This is a genomic window from Janthinobacterium sp. NKUCC08_JDC (assembly GCF_019345575.1).
GTDB classification, from domain to species: Bacteria; Pseudomonadota; Gammaproteobacteria; order Burkholderiales; family Burkholderiaceae_D; genus Janthinobacterium; species Janthinobacterium aestuarii.
The window spans coordinates 39,815-61,536 of record NZ_JAHKQW010000011.1; the positions used below are offsets into that span (position 1 = coordinate 39,815).

Here is a 21,722-nt window from a genome sequence, read left to right on the forward strand (position 1 = left end):
AGAGGCTTGCGCCTCTTTTTTTTGTGACTGCTTAGTTTTGCGTCAGGAAAGTTTTCAGCTTGTCCGAACGCGAAGGCTGGCGCAGCTTGCTCATGGCTTTCGCCTCGATCTGACGGATACGCTCGCGCGTCACGTCGAACTGCTTGCCCACTTCTTCCAAGGTGTGGTCGTTCGACATTTCCACGCCGTAACGCATGCGCAGCACTTTCGCTTCGCGCGGCGTCAAGGAGTCCAGCACTTCCTTGATCACGTTGCGCATCGATGCGTGCAGCGCGGCGTCCAGCGGCGCCAGGGTCGTGTTGTCTTCGATGAAGTCGCCCAGTTGCGAATCGCCATCTTCGCCCATCGGCGTTTCCATGGAAATCGGTTCTTTCGCGATCTTCATGATTTCGCGCACCTTGTTTTCCGGCATTTCCATCTTGACGGCCAGGGTCGCCAGGTCCGGCTCGCTGCCCGTTTCCTGCATGATCTGGCGCGAGATGCGGTTCATCTTGTTGATCGTTTCGATCATGTGCACCGGCACGCGGATGGTGCGGGCCATGTCGGCGATCGAACGCGTGATGGCCTGGCGGATCCACCAGGTGGCGTAGGTCGAAAACTTGTAGCCGCGGCGGTATTCGAACTTGTCGACGGCCTTCAGCAGCCCGATGTTGCCTTCCTGGATCAGATCGAGGAATTGCAAGCCGCGGTTGATGTATTTCTTGGCGATCGAAATGACCAGACGCAAGTTGGCGACCGTCATTTCGCGTTTCGCGTGACGCGCACGCTTTTCGCCGGCAGCCATCTGCTTGTTGATCTTGCGCAAGTCAGCCAGCGGCAAGGCCACGCGCGCTTGCAGGTCGATCATCTTCTTTTGCAGTTCCTTGACGGCAGGCACGTTGCGGCTGAGGATGGCGCTGTACGGATACTTGCAATCGACTTCGCGGTCGACCCATTCCAGGTCACATTCATTGCCCGGGAACACCTTGATGAAGTGGGCGCGCGGCATGCCGCATTTGTTCACGCACAGTTCCAGCACGGCGCGCTCGATGTGGCGCACTTCTTCCATCTGGCCGCGCAGGGTGTCGCACAGCTTTTCCACGACCTTGGCCGTGAAGCGGATACCCAGCAATTCCTGCGAAATGGCTTCCTGCGCCTTGATGTAGGCTTTCGAGTTGTAGCCCTCGGGCGCCTTGCGCATCTTGTCGTACTGCGTCGAAATGACGTTGAATTTCTCCAACGCATTCTTTTTCAGCTGCGCCAATTGTTCGCTCGAGAAGCCGGCCGCGCCGCCATTGGCGTCGCCGTCTTCTTCCTCGGCTTCTTCTTCCTCTTCCTCGTCGTCACCGCTGGCGGCGGCAGGCGCGGCGGCAGCGGCTGGTGCCGGGGCATTGCTTTCGTTCAGATCGACGAAGCCGTCGACCACTTCATCGACCTTGATTTCGTCGCGCGCGATTTTTTGCGACAGCGCAACGATTTCACCGATCGTGGTCGGGCAGGCGGAAATGGCCTGGATCATGTCTTTCAAGCCGCCTTCGATGCGCTTGGCGATCTCGATCTCGCCTTCGCGCGTCAGCAGCGCCACGGCGCCCATTTCACGCATGTACATGCGCACGGGGTCGGTGGTGCGGCCGAAGTCGGAGTCGACGGTCGACAAGGCGGTCGCGGCGGCCGCTTCCACTTCATCGTCGCTGGTGACGGTGGCGACGTTGTCAGTCAACAACAAGCTTTCCGCATCAGGGGCGCGCTCGTAGACGGCGATCCCCATGTCGTTGAAGGTGGCGATGATGCCTTCGATCGCTTCCGGATCGATGATGTTCTCCGGCAATTGGTCATTGATCTCGGCATAGGTGAGGAAACCGCGTTCCTTGCCCATGTTGATCAAGCCCGTGATCTGCTTGCGGCGGCGTTCCAGGTCCGCTGCCGAGGCTTCCGGATCGCCCAATGCGTCCGCCAGGCCGCCCTTGGCCTTGCGGTCGCGCGCTTTCGACACGGCCTTCAGTTCGGCGCGTTCGACGGCGTTCAGTGCTGCCACTTCATCGTTTTCCGGCGTGAATTCGCTTGGTTTGCGGCCACGGCGGCCTGGCACCTTGACGGTTGGCAGGAAGTAATTCGACGTATCGATGGCGGCCAGGGCATCGGCGTCCGTGGTCTTGCTGACCACTTGCGCGCCGGTGATGATGGTCACGGGCGCCGCTTCCGGCTTGGCGCGCACGACTTTCGAACGGGCTGCCGTCACCACTTTGTTCGTGGCGGCGCTTTCGCTGACCTTGCGCGGCGCGGCCGGAGCCTTAGCGCCAGGGGCGATCTTCACGCTTGGCGTCTTCGCCGGGGCGGCTTCAGCGGCCTCGGTCACGTCGGCAACAGCCTCGGCGGCTGGCGCGCTGACGGCCGCTTCCGCAGCCGTATCGGCCGGTGGCACGGCGGCCAGGCGCGAGCGGCTTTTCTTCACCACCGTGACGACGGTCGGCGCCGTCGTGACGGTGGCTTCCGGATTCGCTTGCGCATTATCGATGAAGTAAGATAAAGTCGTTTTGGGTACGGCAAGTGGTGCCGCGGCTGGGCGTGGCGCCTTGGCGGACAACGTTAAAGTTTTTGGCGTATTCTTCATGAGATATCTCTTAATGCGAGACCAGATGGTGTCGGCGCGAAGTGAATGATTCCACCTAAGCCTGCGAAACCGGACTCGATGGAGCGTATTGTTGCGGCTGCCGTGTTAACGGCAGCGGCGCCTGTCTATCGGGACGTTCAAAGCCCGCGCATCCGTCATGCGGAGCGGCGGGGCCGAAGCCGGGTCAGATAAATAAGCGATGTACATTGCGGAATGAAAAAAAGCCCGTACCAGAACGGGCTTGAATCTATTGTTGTTCAGTGAAGACACAGCGGAGAGCAAGATTATGCACGAAGGCCAGTTATCTGGATAATTGATAAGAGGAATATCCGATATCAAAAATACTAATAATTGGGATCCTGTACCGCACTGCTCCTATCCCCTGCACACCTGAGCCAGACCGTCAAAAACGGGGTCCAGTCATCAGCGCAAGCCGACATTATACACATTTCCCGCATTTCGCGCTGCGTCCGCTGTAGCGCGGACCCGCCTATCGCAGCGCAAGTTGAGCGCAAGTTGCCAAAAAAGACAATGCACTTGCCTGTGGCGCGTGCTATGCTCCCCTTTTATAGCCCAACCAATGATGTCGATGACCAGCTCCACGCCAGACCAGCAAGCCACCACTCCTGACACGCCAGTCGATGCAGCCCCAGCGGCGGCACCGGCCGCAGCGACCACGCCGGCGCCTGCCGGCCTGACCGCGCGCGCGCTGCTGAAGCAGTTCCAGGAGCAATTCCCGCCATTCCGCGATTGCCTGCCCTTGTCGATCGGTATCGACAAGCAGATCCTGGCACGCCTGCCGGACCTGGACCGCAAGCTGATGCGCACGGCGCTGGGCATCCACACGGGTTCGCTGCGCTACCTGCGCGTGATGGAAAAAGCCAAGGTACGCTACGACCTCGACGGCACGGCCGGCGCGGAAGTGACGCAAACCCACCGCGACCACGCCACGCAAGTATTGCAGCAGCGCTTCAAGAAGGAAGCCGAGCGCAAGAAAGCCGAGCGCGATGCAGCGGCCGCCGAAGAAGCAAACCGCTTGCGCCTGGAAAAACTGAATCAGCTGACCGCGAAATTCTCGCGCAAAGGCTGATCCGGTTTCATGGACACAGCTGCCGCACCGCCACTGCCCCCGTATCAAGGCATCGCCCTCGACCACGTCAAGCTGGTACGCACCAGCGATGATGCAAAAGCGGCCATGGCCGCCCTGCTGGCAGCGGACGCCATCGGCTTCGATACGGAATCGAAGCCGACGTTCGTCAAGGGCGAGTCTTCCACGGGCCCCCATCTGATCCAGCTGGCCACCGACGACATCGCCTACCTGTTCCAGGTGGGCAGCACGCCGGCGCCGGCCCTGGCCGAACTCAAAGCCATCCTCGAATCGACCACCACCCTGAAAGTGGGTTTTGGCCTGTCCGACGACGTCAAGCGCCTGCGCAACAAGCTCGGCATCGCGCCAGCCCAGGTGCTCGACCTGTCCGTCGCCCTGCGCGGCGGCCAACGCAACGACCTGGGCGCGAAGACGGCCGTGGCCAAGTTCTTCGGCCTGCACCTGCAGAAATCGAAAAAAATCTCGACCACCAACTGGGCCACCTCGCGCCTGACGGAAAAGCAGATCCTGTACGCGGCCGACGATGCGCAAGTGGCCCTGCGCGTGTACCGCCGCTGGATCGCCGAAGGCGGTAAAGTCACGCCGCAAAAAGCCCCGCGCGCCAGCACGCCACCAGCCACGCCGCCCGCTCCCGCCTGAAACTGGCGCCTTTCCGCAGCATGAACAAGAGCAAGTCCATCGGCACCACGCTTGAGGCGATCGCCGCCGCCGAACAGGCGCTGGAGCGAGCGCTGCCCGCGTCCTACGTGCAATGGTTATTGGAGAACAATGGCCGCGCGCTGGGCGCCTTGAGCATATTTCCCGTCTACGACGCGGCCAATGCGCGCAAGACGTGGGAATCAATCGAGCGCCACTACAACACGGGCTGGCAGGAATGGCTGAGGAATGTGGGTGGCGGCAACGAGGCCAGCGCCCTGCTGCCCTTCGCCCAGTTCGGCACGGGCGATTACTATTGTTTTGACTATGCGCAAACGGGGCCATCGGGCGAGCCCGTGGTCGTGCTGTGGTCGCATGAAACAGGCGCCACCAGCACGGTGGCACCCGACTTTGCGTCATTCCTCATACTGCCCGGCCGGCCGGGCTGAAACCCGGCGGCCGGCGCAGCCTTATTTGACCAGGCGCAAGGTCAGCGGATAGCGGTAAGTGATGCCATTGCTGGCCTTGACGGCCGCGACGATCGAGCACACCAGATTGGCCAGCGCCACGATCCAGAACAGGAACAGGCCGATCAGCACGAACGACAGGATGAAGCAGGCGAAATACCAGATGATCAGGGTGATCTGGAAATTGAGCGCTTCGCGGGCGTTCTCGGCCGAAAATTTATCCGCATCGTCTTTCTTGATCAGGTAAATGATCAGCGGCGCCACCCAGCTGGTGAACAGGCCGCCAACATGGGACAGAATGGCCATCGTCGTATCTTGCGTACGGCCCACTTCCGGCTGCGTGTTATCCATTATCATTCCCATCATTAGTTATAGATACATCAATATAGCAGCAATATTTCCTTTTGGAATGAAACACTTGCTGGTGCAAGGGACTTTTTTCATGTGCCGCTTGCCGCGGCCTGCGCCAGCCGCCCCAGGGTGGCGATGGCCTCTTCCAGCTGCGGACTCCACGGGTGGCCGTAATTGAGGCGAATACAGTGGCGAAACGCGCGCGTGGCGGAAAAGATGGGACCGGGCGCGATACTGATGCCGGCCGCCAGCGCGCTGCGGTGCAAGGCCAGCGCATCGATACCCACAGGCATTTCCACCCAGACAAAATAGCCGCCTTGCGGCCGCGTCACACGCGTGCCGGGCGGAAAATGCACGGCAATGGCTTGCAGCATGGTGTTTTGCTGCGCAGCCAGGGTCAGCCGCAGCTGGCGCAAATGGCGGTCGTAGCCGCCCTGCGCCAGGTACTCGGCCAGCGCCATCTGCAGCGGGATGGGCGCCGACAGGCTGGTCGTCAGTTTCAGGCGCTCGACCTGGCGCGCATAGCGGCCCGCCACGGCCCAGCCCAGCCGAAAACCGGGCGCCAGGGTCTTCGAAAACGAGCTGCAATGCATGACGAGACCCGCACTGTCGTGGCTTTTCGTCAGGCCGGGGCGCTGCTTGCCAAAGTACAGCTCGCCATACACGTCGTCCTCGATCAGCGGCACGCCGTGGCGCGCCAGCAGTTCAACCAGCGCGCGCTTCTTTTCCGGCGGCATCAGGCTACCCAGGGGATTCTGGAAACTCGTCATCAGCCAGCACGCCTTGGGCTGGTGGCGCTGCAACAGCTCTTCCAGCGCGGCCAGGTCGACGCCATCGCGGGGGCTGGTGGCAATTTCCACGGCCTTGAGTTCCAGCCGCTGCAGCGCCTGCAAACAGGCATAGAAGCTGGGCGACTCGATCAGCACCGTGTCGCCGGGCCGCGTGACGGCTTGCAGGCACAGGTTCAGCGCTTCCAGCGCGCCATTCGTGATGACGATGTCGTCGCTGGAAACGGGCACGCCGTCGAGCTGGTAGCGCAGGGCGATCTGGCGGCGCAGTTCCGCATTGCCCAGCGATAAATCCGTGACGGTGCTCCACGGGTCGAGACGGCGCATGCTGGCAGACACGGCCCGCGCCAGCCGTTCCATGGGAAACAGATGCGGGCTGGGAAACGCCGAGCCGAAGGGCACGATATCGCGCGCGCCCACGGCGCCCAGCACTTCGAACACGAGGTCGCTGACGTCAACCGTGGTGCTGGCGGCCAGCGGATGGGAACTGTCCGGCTCGGGCGCCAGCGCGGCGCGCTGCGGCGCCACGTAATAGCCGGAGCGGGGACGCGAGACGATCATGCCGCGCGCTTCGAGCAAATAATAGGCCTGGAACACCGTCGACGGGCTGACGCCCCTGCGCGCATGCTGCTGGCGCACGGACGGTAACTTATCGCCAGGCAGCAACATCTGCGCGCTGATCATGGCGGCGACTTCTTCCGCCAACTCCTCATATCGTTTCAACCCTGCTCCTCAAACTGATCCGTAGTTTTATTGCACAACTGATCCTGTCACAGTAACAGCACCCGGTATATGCTAGGCTCATAAAAATTAGCCGGGCAGCAACACCGGTACACAATATCGACCGACGAGACAGGCTATTTTCCATGCAACTCTCCATGCTACCGCATTCCCTCTCCATGCTGGCCCTGGCCCTCGTGCTGCCCGGCATGGCATTGGCCGCGCCCGATGCCATCTCCGCCAGCCACGACAGCCTGGAGCAACGCATCAAGGCGTGCACGTCCTGCCATGCGCAAGAGGAAAAGCACGACGCCTTCTTTCCCCGCATCGCCGGCAAGCCTGCCGGCTACCTGTACAACCAGTTGCTGAACTTTCGCGAGGGGCGGCGCCAGTATCCGCTGATGAACTACATGGTCGAACACTTGTCTGACGATTACCTGCGCGAAATTGCCGAGTATTTTGCGGCACAACACCCTGCCCCGCCGCCGGCCCAGCCCAGCGGCGCCGGCGCGGTCGCCCTGGCGCGGGGACAGCAACTGGTGCTGCGCGGTGACGCCGGCAAAAAGATTCCCGCCTGTATCGCCTGTCACGGCCAGCAGCTGGCCGGCGTGGCACCCGCCATCCCCGGCTTGCTGGGCTTGCCGCGCGACTATATCAATGCCCAGCTGGGCGCGTGGAAGAACGGCATCCGCCGCGCCCATGCGCCCGACTGCATGGCGCAAGTGGCGCAGCGCCTGTCCGACGCGGACGTGGGCGCCGTCTCGGCCTGGCTGGGCACGCAGGTGCCCAGCGCCGACGCGCGTCCCGCCAGCAGCATCACCGTGTCCTTGCCGCTGCATTGCGGCGGCGTGCCCGGTTCCAGCGCGCAGGTGGCGCCATGAAAAAATGGATGATCGCGGCCGCCATCGTGGCCATCGGCGCGGCCGGTGCCAGGTTTGTGCTGTACCCGGGCGACGACTCGGGCCCGCCCACCGTGGCCAGCACCCTAAGCCAGGAACAGCTGGTCGCGCGCGGCGCCTACCTGGCCAAGGCGGGCGACTGCATGGCTTGCCACACGACGCGCGGCGGCGTGCCCTACGCGGGCGGACGGGCCTTGCAGACGCCGTTCGGCAAGGTGCTCTCGCCCAACATCACGGCGGACAAGGAAACAGGCATCGGCAGCTGGACGGCCGACGATTTCTGGCGCGCCATCCACAACGGCAAGTCGAAGGATGGCCGCTTGCTGTATCCGGCCTTTCCCTACACCAGCTACACCAAGGTGCAGCGCGAAGACAGCGACGCCCTGTACGCGTATTTCCAGAGCGTGCCGCCGCACAAACAAGCGAACGCGCCGCACGCGCTGCGCTTTCCCTACAACCAGCAGATTGCGCTGGCCGCCTGGCGCGCCCTGTATTTCAAGCCGGGCGTGTATCAGCCGCTCACAAACAAAAGCATGGAATGGAACCGCGGCGCCTACCTGGTGCAGGGCCTGGGCCACTGCAGCGCCTGCCATAGCAGCCGCACGACCCTGGGCGGCAGCGACGACGGCCTGTCGGGCGGCCTGATCCCCGTGCTGGGCTGGTACGCGCCGTCGCTGACGTCGGATGCGGAAGCGGGTCTCGGCGACTGGGATACGGCGCATATCGTGGAATTGCTGCAAACGGGCGTGTCGCCGCGCGCCACCGTCTTCGGCCCCATGGCCGAAGTCGTGCGGCAAAGCTTGCAGCACATGAGCACGGCCGACGTGCAGGCGATGGCCGTCTACCTGAAAAGCCTGCCCGGTCCCGCGCAGCCCGCACAACGGGCACCGCGCGACACGTCGGAACAAGCGAGGCAGCAACTGGCGCTGGGCGCGAAACTGTATGAGGCGCAATGCGCGAGCTGCCACCAGGCCGACGGCAAGGGCGTGCCGCCCGGCTATCCGCCGCTGGCCGGCAACCGCGCGCTGACGACGCAGTCGGCCGTCAACGCCATCCGCCTCGTGCTCAATGGCGGCTTTGCGCCCGGCACCCGCGGCAACCCGCGCCCCTATGGCATGCCGCCGTTCGGCCCCGTCATGGATGACGCGGAAGTGGCAGCCGTGGTCACGTATCTGCGGGCGTCGTGGGGCAATGATGCGCCGGCCGTGTCGGCGCTGGAAGTCAATAAATACCGCAGCGTGCCGCTGGAATAGGAGACATGAAAAAGCCGGCTTGCGCCGGCTTTTTCATGAACCACAGCAATCCTCAACGGAACTTGCTCTTGTGCCCCGTCTTCAAGTCCAGCGCATAGCGCACGCCATTGTCCGTCAGCATGACTTCATCGGGCGGCTCTTCGCCGGCCAGGGCGCCGTCGATCAAAGGCAAGCCTTCGCCCTTGCGCATCAAGTCATCGCAGCGCTCGTACACGTTCGCGCAGCCCGTGGACGCCATCAGCGATTGCACGATGGCCACTTTCCACGCGTCGACGCCGCCCGCGTTGAATTCGCAGATCAGATAGCCTTGCACGCCGCCGAACAGCTGCACCACCAGGCCCGGCAAGCCCTCGTCCTCGCCCTTGATCAGGGTCAGCAGCTGGTTTTCGCCCGCCTTCTTGATGGCCGGCAGTTTTTTCTCGATGGCGGCCTTGACCCTGCGCTTGATCAGCGCGTGGTCGACCGGTTCGTCTTCCTTGAAGCTCCAGATGCGCGCGCGGATCTGCGACTTCGAATTGTAGGCGGCGCGGGCGATGAACTGCTTCGACGAGCTTTGCACGATGGCGGTCGAGCCGGGCTTCATTTTTTCCTGCGGCTTGCCTTCGACTTTTTCAATCGCGGATGCGTAAATCCACGATTGGCCCAGCAAGCTCTTTTCCTTGCCCTGTTTGATGGTGATGATCAGCATGTAATTCCAGTAGTGTGAGCGGCGCGTGCCGCTCGTCGTATGTCCCACCGACATAATACCTCATGCCATCCTGTCGCAGCCTCCTGCATTCCATGCCGCTGCTGGCGCAGTCTGTCGCAGGACGGTACGCAGACGCGGCCGGCTGGCATACCATGCTTTCATACCAATTCCAACAGGGAGCAAGAATGACACCGATACTTTTCCACCGCCGCCACGCCAGCGCCGCGGCCGCCCTGCTGCTGGCCGCCTGCGCGCTGGCCATTCCAGCCGCGCCGGCGCTGGCGTCGCCGCTCGACTGGATTTCCGGCAACAGCATCCAGGGCAGCGGCAAGCTGCAAAAGCAGACGCGCGACGTGGGCAGTTTCCATGCCGTGGCGCTGAACGTGCCGGGTACGGTCGAACTGCGCATCGGCAACACGGACAGCGTCACCATCGAAGCGGACGACAATATTCTGCCGCTGATCGATACGGCCGTGGAAAACGGCACCCTGCGCATCCGGCCCGCCAAGCGCAACGCCAACTTCCGCCAGAGCAGCCTGACCATCGTCATCCAGGCGCGCCAGGTGGAGCGCGTCAGCGTGGGCGGCTCGGGCAACATCACGGCAACGGGCTTGCGCGCCGAGAACCTGCGCTTCGACGTGGGCGGTTCCGGCTCCATCCACGCGCGCGACCTCGACAGCCGCCAGGTGTCCATCGCCATCGGCGGCAGCGGCAGCTTCAAGGCCAGCGGCAAGACGGAACAACTGACGGCATCGATCGGCGGCTCGGGCAATATCGAGGCGGGCCACCTGGCCGCGCGCGAAGTGCAGGTGAGCATCGGCGGCTCGGGCGAAGCCACCGTGTGGGCCAAGCAAGACTTGGCCATCAGCATCGGCGGTTCTGGCGAAGTGAGCTACTACGGCGACCCGCGCATCAGCCGCAGCATGCAGCGTTCGAGCAGCATCCGCCGCCTGGGCAGCGCGCCGAATTAATCAAGCGCAATGCAAAAAGCCCGGATCGCTCCGGGCTTTTTGCGTTTCAGACAGCCGACATCAGCGGGCCGGCTTGACCGGTTCGCGGTCGATCAAGACCGTGTTGACGCTGTCCGTCAGCCAGATCTGGCCATCCTGGATCGTGCATTGCAGTTGCATGTTGCGCTGCGCCAGCTTGCTCATGTCTTGCGCCGCCTCGGATGGCAGGTTGATCACGGTCAAGTTCTTCGCCCGTTCCAGTTTATTCGCGATCTGCTTCCACCAGATGTGGCTCGTTGCGCCATAGCTGTAGACGATGACCTGTTCCGAACGTCCGCACGCCTTGAGGATGCGCTTTTCGTCGGGCTGGCCCACTTCGATCCACAGCTGGATGGCGCCCGTCAAGTCTTTCTGCCACAGGTCGGGCTCTTCCGTGTCGAACAGGCCCTTGGTAAACGTCAGCGCCTCGTCGGCATGGATGGCGAACGCCAGCAGGCGCACCATCATGCGCTCGTCCGTTTCGGACGGGTGGCGCGCCAGGGTCAGCGCGTGATCCTGGTAGTAATTGCGGTCCATGTCGGCGATCTGCAGATCGGCTTTGAAAATTGTTGCTTTGAGGGCCATCGTGTTTCTGTCTCGGTAAAGTGAATAGTGAAGTCGGTATCAGCGGAAAACCACCGTCTTGTCGCCATTTTTCAGGATGCGGTGCTCGACGAACCATTTCACGGCGCGCGCCAGCACCACGCACTCGACGTCGCGGCCGATGGCCGTCAGGGTTTCCGCATCCATCGCATGGTCGACGCGCTCGACGTCCTGCTCGATGATCGGGCCTTCGTCCAGGTCGCCCGTGACGAAATGGGCCGTCGCGCCGATCAGCTTGACGCCGCGGTGATGCGCCTGCGCATACGGCTTGGCGCCCTTGAAGCTGGGCAGGAAGGAATGGTGGATATTGATGGCGCGGCCATCGAGCGCCTGGCACAGGCCCGGCGACAGGATTTGCATGTAGCGCGCCAGCACCACCAGGTCGATCTTGTGCGTGTCCATCAAGTCGATGATCTTCGCTTCCTGCGCCAGCTTGGCCGCTTCCGGCGCGCCGGCCGCCAGCGGCAGGTGGTGGAAGGGAATATTGTAGCTGGCCGCCAGCTGGTAGAACTCCATGTGGTTCGACACGATGGCGGGAATTTCCACGTTCAGCAAACCGCTCTTGTAGCGGAACAGCAAATCGTTCAGGCAATGGCCGATCTTCGACACCATCAGCATGACGCGCGGCTTGACGCGCGCATCGTGCAATTGGCCATGGAAAGCGCCGTTCAGCTGCATGGCTTGCGACAGGTCGGCGAAGTCGCTGCGCAACTGGGCGTCGCTGACGGCGCCGTCTTCCAGCGCGAAATGCACGCGCATGAAGAACAGCTGCGATTCCTGGTCGCCAAATTGGGCGGAATCGAGGATGTTGCAGCCGTGTTCGGCCAGGAAGCCGGAGACGCGGTGCACGATGCCGCGCTGGTCCAGGCAGGACAGGGTCAGGATGTATTCGGGATGCGTCATGGTCGCGGAATCAGGTAAAAAGTAAGGCTATGCTCGGCTCAGCCACGCGCGCCGGCCATCGGCTGCGCTGCCGCGAGCCGGCTATTGTCGCACGGCCGGGCCTGTAAACATGCATTTTCCACACAAGCGGCATGGCTGCCGACTGCGGCGACCTGATTGACGTTAATTTGATCTGGCACAAAGTGATCGCGTTTTTCCATCTGCCGGCCCCCATTCTCGCGCCAAACCGGCATCTGCCATGGAACCTGGCACGCCGTTGGGCGTCTATCTCTTTGCTTGTTTCACCATACGTCGCACCCGGTGCACCGGGTGTTTCCCGGATCAGTTTTTCATTGAGGTAGAACATGTTCACAAACAGTATTTCCCCCAGTCTCAGCCCCGCCCTGAAGTCCCATCTCGAGGCCCAGTGCAGTTTCGCCACGGAACTATCGCGCAAGATGTTCGATACGGTGCAGCAATTGAGCGAGCTGCATCTGCGGCTGGCGCAAGACCTGCTGCAGGAATGGAGCAACGCCAGCCAGCAACTGCTGTGCGCACGCGACACGGGCGAGTTCATGTCGATGGCCGCCGGCCAGTTGCAGCCAAGCGGCAACAAGCTGCGCCAGTACCAGCAGCAACTCGGCAATCTCGTCGCCAACGCCAATGTCGAAATGAACCGCACGGCAGAAAATCACCTGCCCGAAGCGCGCCGCACGGCCGTGGCCTTCGCTGACGAAGTGGTGCGCAAGACGGCGGAAGAAACGGAAAAAGCCGCGCAACGCCAGCGTGAAATGATTGAAAAAATGCATGCCACGGGCCACCGCGACGGCGCGGGCAGCCGCCGCGATACCAGCAGGCAATCCGAGCAGGCGCATTGAGCACCTGCATTGACCACTTGACCCCACTCGACAGCAAGGAGAGCGACATGGCTAGCAATCAAGGAAATGAACAGGGCAAAGGCGCTGGCAGCAGCCAGAAAACCAGCGAATCGGGCAGCGCCAAAGGCACGAGCAAACGCGGTTTCGCTGCCATGAATGAGGAGCAGCAACGCGAAATTGCCAGCAAGGGCGGCCAGGCAGCCCATCAAAAAGGCACGGCGCATGAATTCGACTCGGAAGAAGCACGCCGGGCCGGGCAGAAAGGCGGCGAAGCCGTCAGCCGCAACCGCGAACACATGGCGGAAATCGGCCGCAAAGGCGGCGAAAGCCGGCAATCGGCCCAGCGCGCCAATGAAAGCCGCAGCACGGCGGCGCGCAGCGGCGGCACTGGCCGGCAGGGCGGCAAGGACGAAGACGACAATGGCTGACCAGAGTTGACAGGACTGCCGGACTGAGCGGCTTGGCCCGGCAGCGCACGGCTTGACGCAGGAAGGCACGGGGCGGCCCTGGCGGCCCCATGCAAGGGCTGGCGCAGCGCCGGGGGCGGCGGTATGGTACATTCTCGCCTTACCGACACCTCCGCGCCACGTCCCGCCCTTCCCCACATGCAGCCATCCCTGAAATACCTGAGCGCCTATTCCGAACAAACGCAAGCGCAAGTGCAGCAACTGATCGCACAGGACAAGCTCGGCGACGTCCTGTTGAAACGCTATCCGAACGCGCACGATGTGCGCAACGACAAGGCTTTGTATCAGTATGTGCAGGACTTGAAGAATGAATTTCTGCGCAATGCCGAGCCCATCAACAAGGTGGCGTTCGACAGCAAGATCCATGTGATCCAGCATGCGCTGGGCTTGCATACCTCGATCTCGCGCGTGCAGGGCGGCAAGCTCAAGGCCAAGCATGAAATCCGCGTGGCCACCATGTTCAAGGAAGTGCCGCTGGAATTCCTGCGCATGATCGCCGTGCACGAACTGGCGCACGTCAAGGAAAAGCAGCACGACAAGTCGTTCTACAAGCTGTGCACGTATATGGAACCGCAATACCACCAGTACGAATTTGACGTGCGCCTGTACCTGACCCAGCTAGACCTGTCAGGCCAGCGCCTGTGGTCATGAAGTCCTGGTCATGACATCCACGTAAAAATGCCGCCCGGCATACAACTGGGCGGCATTTTTACTGATGCGCCGGCATGACCGGCGCCATGTTCAAGCTCAGGCGGCGCTCTTGCGGCGAAGCATGAAGCCCATCAGGCCCAGACCGCCCAGCAGCATGCCGTAGGTGGCCGGTTCCGGCACGGCGCTGACAGTGGCGGCGATATTGTCGACCTGGAAGGTGTGCAAGGCGCCTTCCTTCCACGTTGCCGACAGCAGATTGCTGAAACCTGTAAACGTGTAATCGGCAAAGGTGTGGCCGCCACCGAGGGTGAAGGTCTGGCTCACCGTGCCGCCGCCCACTTGGTGGCCAACGAACGTCACGTCAAAGGAACCGGGCAAGCTCACGAAGTCGGCCAGGCTGATCGAGCTCAGCGAGAAAGCGGCGCCATCGGCACGGCTCAGGGTGGTCGTCGACAGTGGGGTCGCGCCGAGACCGGCCGAGCCGGCATAGGCGAAGCTATCCTGGTGCGCCGAGCTCAGCAGGCCGAGGAAGCTGCTGTCGAAGTTGTAGCCGCCTTCGGAGTAGGAATTGAACACGGAACCGAAGTAGCCCGGTTGTTCCAGCGAATCAAAGCCGATGGTGGTGGTTTGTGCGTGGGCGCCGCCAGCAGTAGCGAGAACGGCGGCGACAGCGGTCGCTCGCAAGAGGGTCATTGGTTTCAAAATAGCATCCTTTCGAGATGATGAAGTAGCGTGGTTGTGGCAACTTGAAACGGCTCGGCACCTTTTTTGGGGAGTCTGTACAGCGCTCGTCGGTGTCCGATATTCCTAACTTTTGAACCCTGACAGTAGACCACAGCCATGATTAAAAATCATCTTCATTTTCAAAAAAACATGCCTCTAGAGCAATTTTATAGCCATATTTTTATTAATTAAGTCATTCAGCCCGATCAATTTTCCCGTGCAGAAATAAAAAAGCCATGCAGTGCGCACCGCATGGCTCTTTCAAGCGACATCAAAAATAGTTGATCAGCGGCGCCCGCACGGCCAGGCAAACATGGCCTTACGGCACGCACTCCTTCAGGCGCTGCACCAGCGCTGCCGGATCGGCGTCGGCATTGAGGAAGGCCGCGTGCTGCGGGCGGATGAAACCCTGTTCCTTGCCGTTTTGCACGAAAGCGATCAAGCCATCGTAGAAACGGTCGACATTGAGCAAGCCGATCGGCTTGGCGTGCAAGCCCAGCTGGGCCCACGTCAGCATCTCGAACAGTTCTTCCAGGGTGCCATAGCCGCCGGGCATGGCGATGAAGGCGTCGGACAGGCTGGCCATCATCGCCTTGCGCTCATGCATGTCCTTCACGATGAACTGGCGCGTCAAGCCCATGTGGCCCACTTCGCGTTCGACCAGCTGGGTGGGAATCACGCCCGTTACCTCGCCGCCCAGGCGCAGCACTTCATCGGCGATCACGCCCATCAGGCCCACCTTGCCGCCGCCATACACGAGCGAAATATTTTCCGCCACCAGCACGCGCGCCAGTTCGCGCGCCGCCACGGCATAGTCCGGCGAGACGCCCGCGTTGGCGCCACAGTACACACATAAAGCCTTGATCACAGTAATCCCTACCCTTTCAATTCATCGATGGCCGCCTCGACCTCGAGGCGTTCCTTGGCGTCCAGTGCCACGCACTCGGCCGCCTTTTCATACAGGGCCAGCGCTTCCGCCAGCTTTTTCTTTCCGTCGAGCATATTCAACGCGCGCGCATATTCGCTGTGCGCCAGCGCCGAATACGGCGTCAGGGCCAGCGCCGTCTTGAAGTGCTGGTAGCCGTCTTCCTTGTTGGCGCCGTAGGTCAGGCTGCCTATCATGGCGCCGACCTTGTCGATAATTTCCGTATGATAAATCCCAAACGCGATATGCGCTTCCGCATGCATGGGCGCTACCGTCATCGTGCGGTCCAGGCTGTTACGCACGCGCGCGCCCATGCCTTGCGCCAGAGCCTTGACGACGGACGTGCCCAGCGCGTAGCGGCCCAGGCTGTAGGCATGCCAGTAGTAGCCGGCCGGATTGTCCGGCTGCTCGCTCTGCTGGCGCTCGCAGCGCTCGGCCACTTCCTCGTACATGTCGAGTTTCTGGCTGTCGTTTCCTTCCAGGTGCGTGGCATAGATGCAGGTGGCCTTGTGCGCCACCGCATAGCCGGGCACGCCGACGGCCAGGCCCAGCTTCACGGCGCGCTCGAAGTCGCCCGCATGGAAAGCCAGCCAGGCTTGCAGCAGCGCAGGGTGCGTGGGAAACGGTTCCACATCGCCCGCATGCAGGCGCGGCCAGGCCGCTTCCAGGGTTTGCGGCGTGTAGACATATGCTTCGTCCGGATAGGGGAATTGTTTCCAAGCCATCTCTCTCTCCTGTAATTGACGACGTGGCGCCAGCAGCAGCGTCAGTCGTTCTTGAGTTTGGTCACATACTCTTCCGACAGTTTGCGAAACAGCAAATGCGTTTCATTGCGCAAATACGGCCCTATCAGGGACAGCACCTGGTAGCAGCCGCGCGCCAGTGCATCGGACATCGATTGCTGCTCGCTGTACTTGCGCGGGTTGCGCACGTACTCGTACGACAGCCAGTAGGTGGCGACGACGACCATATTTGTCGCCATGGCGGCCACTTCCATGTCCGACGCTTCGAGCGACTGTTCGCTGCGCAAGTCTTCGCACAGCTGCGTGGCCACCTTGATCTTGTGCGCCAGAATCAGTTTGAAGTGCAGTTCCAGCTTGCGGTTGCGCGACAGCAAATCGTTGAGGTCGCGATAGAAAAAGCGGTAGCGCCAGATCAGCTCGAACATCAGGTGCAAATACAGCCAGACGTCCTCGATATTCGAACGGCGCCCGTCGGGCACGGTCAGGATGCGTTCGATTTCCGCCTCAAACTGGACGAAGATCGAGTTGACGATGTCGTCCTTGTTACGGAAGTGGTAATACAGGTTTCCCGGCGAAATGTTCATCTCTTCCGCAATCACGGTCGTCGTGATATTCGGCTCACCAAACTCATTGAACAGGCGCAGCGACAACTCCAGGATGCGTTCGCGGGTACGGCGTGGTGCTTTTTGTAGCATAGCGGGCAATCTCTCTGTGTTCTGCCCCAAGCATACCACCTAAGATAGTCGTAATGAAACACTGCGCCCGCTGGCACCGGCGAAAACCGCAAGCAAAAAAAAGCCTGCGCGAGCAGGCTGGAGGAATGCGGCGCCAGCTCAGGCGGCCGGCGCTTTTTTCTTCGCCGCCGGCCTTGCGGCGGGTTTGCTCACCGCTTTGCTCGCGGCGCGCGGCGCGGCCTTGGCGGCAGCCGCTTTCGGTGCAGTTTTTGGTACGGCTTTCGGTGCGGCTTTCGGTGTCGCCTTCACGGCGGGCTTGGCCGCCGCCTTCGGCTTGGGCGCTGGCGCTGGCTTGGCTGACAGCGCCGCCACTTGCCGGCTCAAGGCATCGATCTGCGCGTGCAGCGCGGTGATGTCCTGCTGCGTGGGCACGCCGATGGTGGCCAGCGCGCGCGCCACGCGCTCTTCGAACACTTGTTCCAGCTTGTCCCAGGAGCCGCTGGCCTGCTTGCCCACGCCATCGGCCAGTTTGCCGACGCTGCCGCTGACGTCGGCCACCTTGTCTTCGGCCCGTTTCTGGAATTCCGTGCCTTCCTTCACCAGCCGGGAAAACACGCGTCCGCCCTCTTCCTGCGCCTTCGCAAAAGCGCCGAGGCCCGCTTGCCAGATCTGCTGCGCGGACGAGCGCACGGCACTCGCCAATTCCGTGTCTTCCGTCAGCGCCTTCAATTTCTTCACCATCGCCAGCTCCCGTCATGTGAAAGGCCATGCCACTTCATGGATGCGTTTTATTCTAGAGAGCAAAACTAGAGACGGGAGTCTAATCCGATGGAAAGCTGCTGCGCAAGGTGCGCCAGCGCACGCGGCGGCCAATTACCCGCTGCGGAAAATCCTCAGGCCGCCGCTTTCACCTGGCCATGCAGCAGCTTGTGCAGGCGGAAGCCTTCACGGATATTCTCGCGCAGCACGGCGCCTTTCCACGGCTTGGTATAGAAGCGGTCGACAGCGCCGCGGTTGATGGCCGCCATGATGGGCGTCAGATCGGCAAAGGCCGACAGCATGATGCGGAAGGTGTCGGGGCACAAATGCTTGACCCGCTCCATGAATTCGGTGCCGCTCATCAGCGGCATGCACTGGTCGCACAGGATCACCTGCACCTTGTGGCGCGCCAGGATGTCGAAACCCTCGGCGGCCGTCTGCGCCGTCAGGATGCGGTAGCCGTCCTGCGCCAGGAAGTCGCTGAGCACGTCGAGCATGAAGACATCGTCGTCGACGATCAGCAGGGTTTGCTGCTCTTCGCTGCCAGCATCCTGCGGCGCCTGCAGCAGCTTGCCGCCCATGAGCATCTGCTCGAATTCTTCCTGCGGCACGGGGCGGCTGAAATAATAACCCTGCATCTCGTCGCAGCCGTGGCGACGCAGATAGGCCAGCTGCGCATCGTTTTCCACGCCTTCGGCGATCACTTCCAGCTTCATGCTGTGGGCCATGCTGATGATGGCCAGCACGATGGCCGCGTCGTCCGGATTGCTCGTCACTTCGCGCACGAAGGCGATGTCGATCTTCAGCTTGTCGATGGGGAAGCGCTTCAGGTAGGCCAGGCTGGAATAGCCGGTGCCGAAATCGTCGATGGAAATCTGGATGCCCAGCGCCTTCAGGTTGCGCAGCACGGCGATGGTTTCCTCGGCATTCGACATCAGCGAGCTTTCCGTCAGCTCCAGCTCCAGCAGGTCGGGCGCGATATCGTGCTTGCGGATCGCCTTGAGCACCTCTTCTTCCAGGCCGCCGACGAAAAACTGGATGCCCGACACGTTCACCGACAGGTGTACGGGACCGATGCTGCTGGTGCCCCACTCGCTGATCTTCTTGCAGGCCTCGTCGAGCACCCAGTTACCGACGCGCACGATGAGACCCGTTTCTTCCAGCAGGGGGATGAACAGGGCCGGTGAAACCATGCCGTGGCCGGGACGGCGCCAGCGTATCAGCGCCTCGGCGCCGCTGATGCGCCCCGAGATGATATTCACCTTGGGCTGGAAGAACAGCACGAATTCCTCGTTGTCGATGGCACGCCGCAGGGCATTTTCCATGTCCAGCCGCGCCATCGATTGCGCGTTCATTTCCGCCGTGAAGAAGCGGAAGGCGTCGCGCCCTGCTTCCTTGGCGCGGTACATGGCCGTGTCGGCATATTGAATCAGGGTGTCCGCATCGGCCGCATCCTCGGGGAAGACGGAAATGCCGATGCTGACCGTCACCGTCACCTCGTGGCCCTGCAAGTCGAAGGGCTTGCGCATCGCCTCGCGGATCTTGTCGACCACGCCGACGGCATGCTGCGCGCCTTCGGGCAGCAGCAGGATGGTGGCAAATTCATCGCCGCCAAAGCGGCCGATGGTGTCGCGCACGCGCAGGCAATCGACGAGGCGGCTGGAAAACTGGCGCAGCAGGTCGTCCCCGATCGTGTGGCCCAGGGTATCGTTGATATTCTTGAAGCGGTCGACATCCATGAACAGCACGGCCACGGCCCACTGGTGCTCGGCGGCCTGGGCCAGCGAATGGGTCAGCGAGGCGTAGAACTGGCTGCGGTTCGGCAAACCCGTCAAGGTGTCGAAATGGGCCAGTTTCATCAGGCGCTGCTCGGCGTCCTTGCGCTCCGTGATGTCGCGCGCCACGGCCACCAGGATCCAGCTCTGCCCCGAGCGCAAGGTGCGCCGCTGCACTTCCACCGACAGGGGCGATCCGTCCTTGCGCTGCAGCTGCAATTCCGTCATCGGGCCGCCCTGGTCGCCGGCCAGCAGCTTGTTGTACAGCTCTTCCAGCTGGGATTCGCCCTCGTGCGCACGGCCCGGGCCCACGCGCAGGAAATCCTCGCGCTCGAAACCGAGCATGCGGCACGCCGTCTGGTTGACGTCGACGAAGCACATGCCGGCGCGGTCGACGAGGAAAATCGCGTCGGCCGTGGCGTCCATCGCCAGGCGGAAGCGGCGCAAGTCTTCATCGAGGCGGATGCGCGCCGCCATGTCCAGGGTCAGCTGCTCGTGGTGGCGCTTGATCTCGTCGTACAGCAGCAGATTATCGTAGGCGACGGCGATCTGCGCCGCCACCGTGGCGGCGACCCGTTCGTCGACTTCGGAAAATTCATTCGCCCCCAGCTTGTCGACCAGGTACAGCCAGCCGTGGCTGCGCTCGCGCGAGGCGATGGCCACGCCGAGGAAGGAGTGTACGGGCGGGTGCGTGTCGGGCAGGCCCAGCGCGCCGGGGTCGCCCTTCAAGCCATTGACGCGGTAAGGCTGGCGCTGTTCCAGCAAGCGGTTCAAAATGCCCGTGCGCGGCGTGCTGGCGATGCGATCGAGGTTTTTCTCGGCGCCGCACGAGGAAAAATAGCTGAGCTTTTCGGCGCCCTCTTCCAGTACGCCGATGCAGGCGTACTTGGAGACGCAGATATTCTGCGCCACCTTGCAGCCCGCCTCGATCAGGGCGCGCGGATCGCGTTCGGCACCCAGCTCGATGCCCAGTTCGATCAGGGCCGTCAGGCGCAGGCTCACCGCCTGCAGGCTCGACAGCGAGCGCGACAAGCGCTCCGTCATGATGCCCAGGTCTTCGGGGAGCGCAGCTTGGCCCTCGCGCTGGCTGGCCAGCTGCGAAATCTGCTGGCTGCTCGATTCGAGTTCGTCGAGGTAGCCGCTGACCTGGTGCTCGATGCCGGCCAGCTGGCCCGTGGCGGGAAGCGCCGCCCCGCCACCCGCGCCCGGCGCCGCCGGCACCTGGGGCGCCGCCGGCATCAGTCCCAGCGCCTCGTTGACGGTGCGTACGATGACTTCGGGATCGGACGGCTTGGGCAAGACCCAGCGCACGCCGCACGCCTGCGCCAGCAGGATCGCTTCCTGCTCGCGGTAGGTGGCCGTATAAAAGATGATGGGCACGTCGGCCAGCGCGGGATCGGCATGCACGCGCGTGACAAATTCGTAGCCGTCCATGTTCGGCATGAGGATGTCGGAGATGATCAGGTTGGGCCGCTCGGTACGCAGTATTTCCAGCGCGTCGGCGCCGTTGGCCGCCTCCAGCAGGCGGTGGCCGCCGTAGCCGAGAAGTGCGGTCAGGAACTCGCGGTTCAGCACATGATCATCGACGATCAGGATGGTGGCTATGTCGTTTTTAACTGGCGTCGACGGCGCCCCGGGTAAAAAAGACTCCAGCTCCGCGACGAACAGGTCGGGTTCGATCGGCTTGCCGATGTAGCCATTGAAGCCCGCTTCGAGCAGGCGCTCGCGGTCGCCCACCATGGCCAGCGCCGTCACGGCCAGCGCCGGGATCTTGCGCAGCTGCGGGTCCTTCTTCAGCTCCGCCACCACGCCATAGCCATCGAGCTTGGGCAAATGCACGTCGCAAATGATCAAGTCCGGCAACTCGCTGCGCGCCATGCGCACGCCCTCTTCGCCGTCATAGGCGGCCAGCGGCGTGTACCCGAAGGCACGCAGCAAGTACACCATCAATTCCATATTGGTGGCGTTATCTTCGATAATCAGGATACGTGCGGACAATTAGCGCCCCCAATAAAAACGGCATGGACTCATTTTTCCGCATGCGCGGGCTACATAACAATCGTATAACATCTTGCCATAGATTCAGAGAAATTTCTGGCCCACGTACGCCTGCAGAACGGCTCAAGCGGCCTCATGAACAAATTTTCCCCGCT

General features: G+C 62.3%; 21 protein-coding genes. 9 read left to right on the forward strand and 12 right to left on the reverse strand.

Features of this window, described 5'->3' with window-relative positions:
• Positions 1–31 precede the first annotated feature (31 nt).
• Complete coding sequence (rpoD, locus tag KO538_RS21550; protein WP_034758711.1) at positions 32–2,590, reverse strand: RNA polymerase sigma factor RpoD; 2,559 nt, start codon at positions 2,588–2,590, stop codon at positions 32–34.
• 580 nt (positions 2,591–3,170) lie between these two features.
• On the opposite strand from rpoD, the gene KO538_RS21555 reads away from it, so the two are divergent.
• Genes KO538_RS21555 through KO538_RS21565 form a run of 3 tightly spaced genes read left to right on the forward strand, consistent with a single transcriptional unit; the run spans position 3,171 to position 4,783 of the window.
• Positions 3,171–3,680 (forward strand): ProQ/FINO family protein, encoded by a 510-nt coding sequence (locus KO538_RS21555; protein ID WP_034758713.1) that lies wholly within the window; start codon positions 3,171–3,173, stop codon positions 3,678–3,680.
• A 9-nt stretch (positions 3,681–3,689) separates the two neighbouring features.
• On the forward strand, positions 3,690–4,337 hold the full coding sequence (locus tag KO538_RS21560; protein ID WP_034758726.1) for a 3'-5' exonuclease: 648 nt from the start codon (positions 3,690–3,692) through the stop codon (positions 4,335–4,337).
• Positions 4,338–4,357: 20 nt separating this feature from the next.
• Complete coding sequence (locus KO538_RS21565; RefSeq protein ID WP_219329599.1) at positions 4,358–4,783, forward strand: SMI1/KNR4 family protein; 426 nt, start codon at positions 4,358–4,360, stop codon at positions 4,781–4,783.
• A gap of 21 nt (positions 4,784–4,804) precedes the next feature.
• On the opposite strand, the gene KO538_RS21570 is transcribed toward KO538_RS21565, so the two are convergent.
• Together KO538_RS21570 and KO538_RS21575 are read right to left on the reverse strand one after the other, a co-directional pair.
• Positions 4,805–5,152 carry a DUF4870 domain-containing protein gene (locus KO538_RS21570; protein ID WP_034758731.1) on the reverse strand — a complete coding sequence of 116 codons (348 nt, stop codon included), beginning with the start codon at positions 5,150–5,152 and terminating at the stop codon, positions 4,805–4,807.
• An 89-nt stretch (positions 5,153–5,241) separates the two neighbouring features.
• Entirely contained in the window at positions 5,242–6,663 is a 1,422-nt protein-coding gene (locus tag KO538_RS21575; protein WP_219329600.1) for a PLP-dependent aminotransferase family protein, read from the reverse strand.
• Positions 6,664–6,818: 155 nt separating this feature from the next.
• Here KO538_RS21575 and KO538_RS21580 point away from each other — a divergent pair, with 155 nt between their 5' ends.
• Positions 6,819–7,541, forward strand: a complete 723-nt coding sequence (locus tag KO538_RS21580; RefSeq protein WP_219329601.1) for a c-type cytochrome — start codon at positions 6,819–6,821, stop codon at positions 7,539–7,541.
• Positions 7,538–8,812 carry a cytochrome c gene (locus KO538_RS21585; RefSeq protein ID WP_219329602.1) on the forward strand — a complete coding sequence of 425 codons (1,275 nt, stop codon included), beginning with the start codon at positions 7,538–7,540 and terminating at the stop codon, positions 8,810–8,812. Before KO538_RS21580 ends, KO538_RS21585 begins: the two co-directional genes overlap by 4 nt.
• Before the next feature lie 52 nt (positions 8,813–8,864).
• Here the strand turns inward: KO538_RS21585 and KO538_RS21590 are convergent, their stop codons facing one another.
• A complete protein-coding gene (locus KO538_RS21590; protein WP_034758744.1) occupies positions 8,865–9,500 on the reverse strand; it encodes an SAM-dependent methyltransferase in 636 nt (211 codons plus the stop codon).
• A 185-nt stretch (positions 9,501–9,685) separates the two neighbouring features.
• Between KO538_RS21590 and KO538_RS21595 the strand changes: the two genes are divergently transcribed.
• Positions 9,686–10,471 (forward strand): head GIN domain-containing protein, encoded by a 786-nt coding sequence (locus tag KO538_RS21595; protein ID WP_070304057.1) that lies wholly within the window; start codon positions 9,686–9,688, stop codon positions 10,469–10,471.
• A gap of 60 nt (positions 10,472–10,531) precedes the next feature.
• Here KO538_RS21595 and KO538_RS21600 read toward each other — a convergent pair whose 3' ends face one another.
• Both KO538_RS21600 and purU read right to left on the reverse strand, forming a co-directional pair.
• Positions 10,532–11,074 (reverse strand): YaeQ family protein, encoded by a 543-nt coding sequence (locus KO538_RS21600; protein ID WP_034758748.1) that lies wholly within the window; start codon positions 11,072–11,074, stop codon positions 10,532–10,534.
• 39 nt (positions 11,075–11,113) lie between these two features.
• Positions 11,114–11,995, reverse strand: a complete 882-nt coding sequence (gene purU / locus KO538_RS21605; RefSeq protein WP_219329603.1) for a formyltetrahydrofolate deformylase — start codon at positions 11,993–11,995, stop codon at positions 11,114–11,116.
• Between the two features lie 344 nt (positions 11,996–12,339).
• On the opposite strand from purU, the gene KO538_RS21610 reads away from it, so the two are divergent.
• The 3 genes from KO538_RS21610 to KO538_RS21620 all read left to right on the forward strand — a co-directional run bounded on the left by KO538_RS21610 (position 12,340) and on the right by KO538_RS21620 (position 13,970).
• Positions 12,340–12,852: a phasin family protein gene (locus KO538_RS21610; protein ID WP_219329604.1), complete on the forward strand. Its 513-nt coding sequence runs from the start codon at positions 12,340–12,342 to the stop codon at positions 12,850–12,852.
• A gap of 47 nt (positions 12,853–12,899) precedes the next feature.
• On the forward strand, positions 12,900–13,280 hold the full coding sequence (locus KO538_RS21615) for a KGG domain-containing protein (RefSeq protein WP_219329605.1): 381 nt from the start codon (positions 12,900–12,902) through the stop codon (positions 13,278–13,280).
• Between the two features lie 177 nt (positions 13,281–13,457).
• Positions 13,458–13,970 (forward strand): YgjP-like metallopeptidase domain-containing protein, encoded by a 513-nt coding sequence (locus KO538_RS21620; RefSeq protein WP_219329606.1) that lies wholly within the window; start codon positions 13,458–13,460, stop codon positions 13,968–13,970.
• Between the two features lie 96 nt (positions 13,971–14,066).
• Here KO538_RS21620 and KO538_RS29465 read toward each other — a convergent pair whose 3' ends face one another.
• From KO538_RS29465 to KO538_RS21650, 6 genes are all read right to left on the reverse strand, one after another.
• On the reverse strand, positions 14,067–14,663 hold the full coding sequence (locus tag KO538_RS29465) for a PEP-CTERM sorting domain-containing protein (RefSeq protein ID WP_070304062.1): 597 nt from the start codon (positions 14,661–14,663) through the stop codon (positions 14,067–14,069).
• A 349-nt stretch (positions 14,664–15,012) separates the two neighbouring features.
• Positions 15,013–15,558, reverse strand: coding sequence for a TIGR00730 family Rossman fold protein (locus tag KO538_RS21630; protein ID WP_034759494.1), 546 nt, complete (start codon positions 15,556–15,558; stop codon positions 15,013–15,015).
• Between the two features lie 11 nt (positions 15,559–15,569).
• Positions 15,570–16,343 carry a hypothetical protein gene (locus KO538_RS21635; protein ID WP_034758773.1) on the reverse strand — a complete coding sequence of 258 codons (774 nt, stop codon included), beginning with the start codon at positions 16,341–16,343 and terminating at the stop codon, positions 15,570–15,572.
• A gap of 41 nt (positions 16,344–16,384) precedes the next feature.
• Entirely contained in the window at positions 16,385–17,056 is a 672-nt protein-coding gene (locus KO538_RS21640; RefSeq protein WP_034758777.1) for a TetR/AcrR family transcriptional regulator, read from the reverse strand.
• A 138-nt stretch (positions 17,057–17,194) separates the two neighbouring features.
• Positions 17,195–17,776, reverse strand: coding sequence for a phasin family protein (locus tag KO538_RS21645; RefSeq protein ID WP_219329607.1), 582 nt, complete (start codon positions 17,774–17,776; stop codon positions 17,195–17,197).
• A gap of 152 nt (positions 17,777–17,928) precedes the next feature.
• Positions 17,929–21,567 (reverse strand): EAL domain-containing protein, encoded by a 3,639-nt coding sequence (locus KO538_RS21650; protein WP_219329608.1) that lies wholly within the window; start codon positions 21,565–21,567, stop codon positions 17,929–17,931.
• Positions 21,568–21,722: the final 155 nt, after the last annotated feature.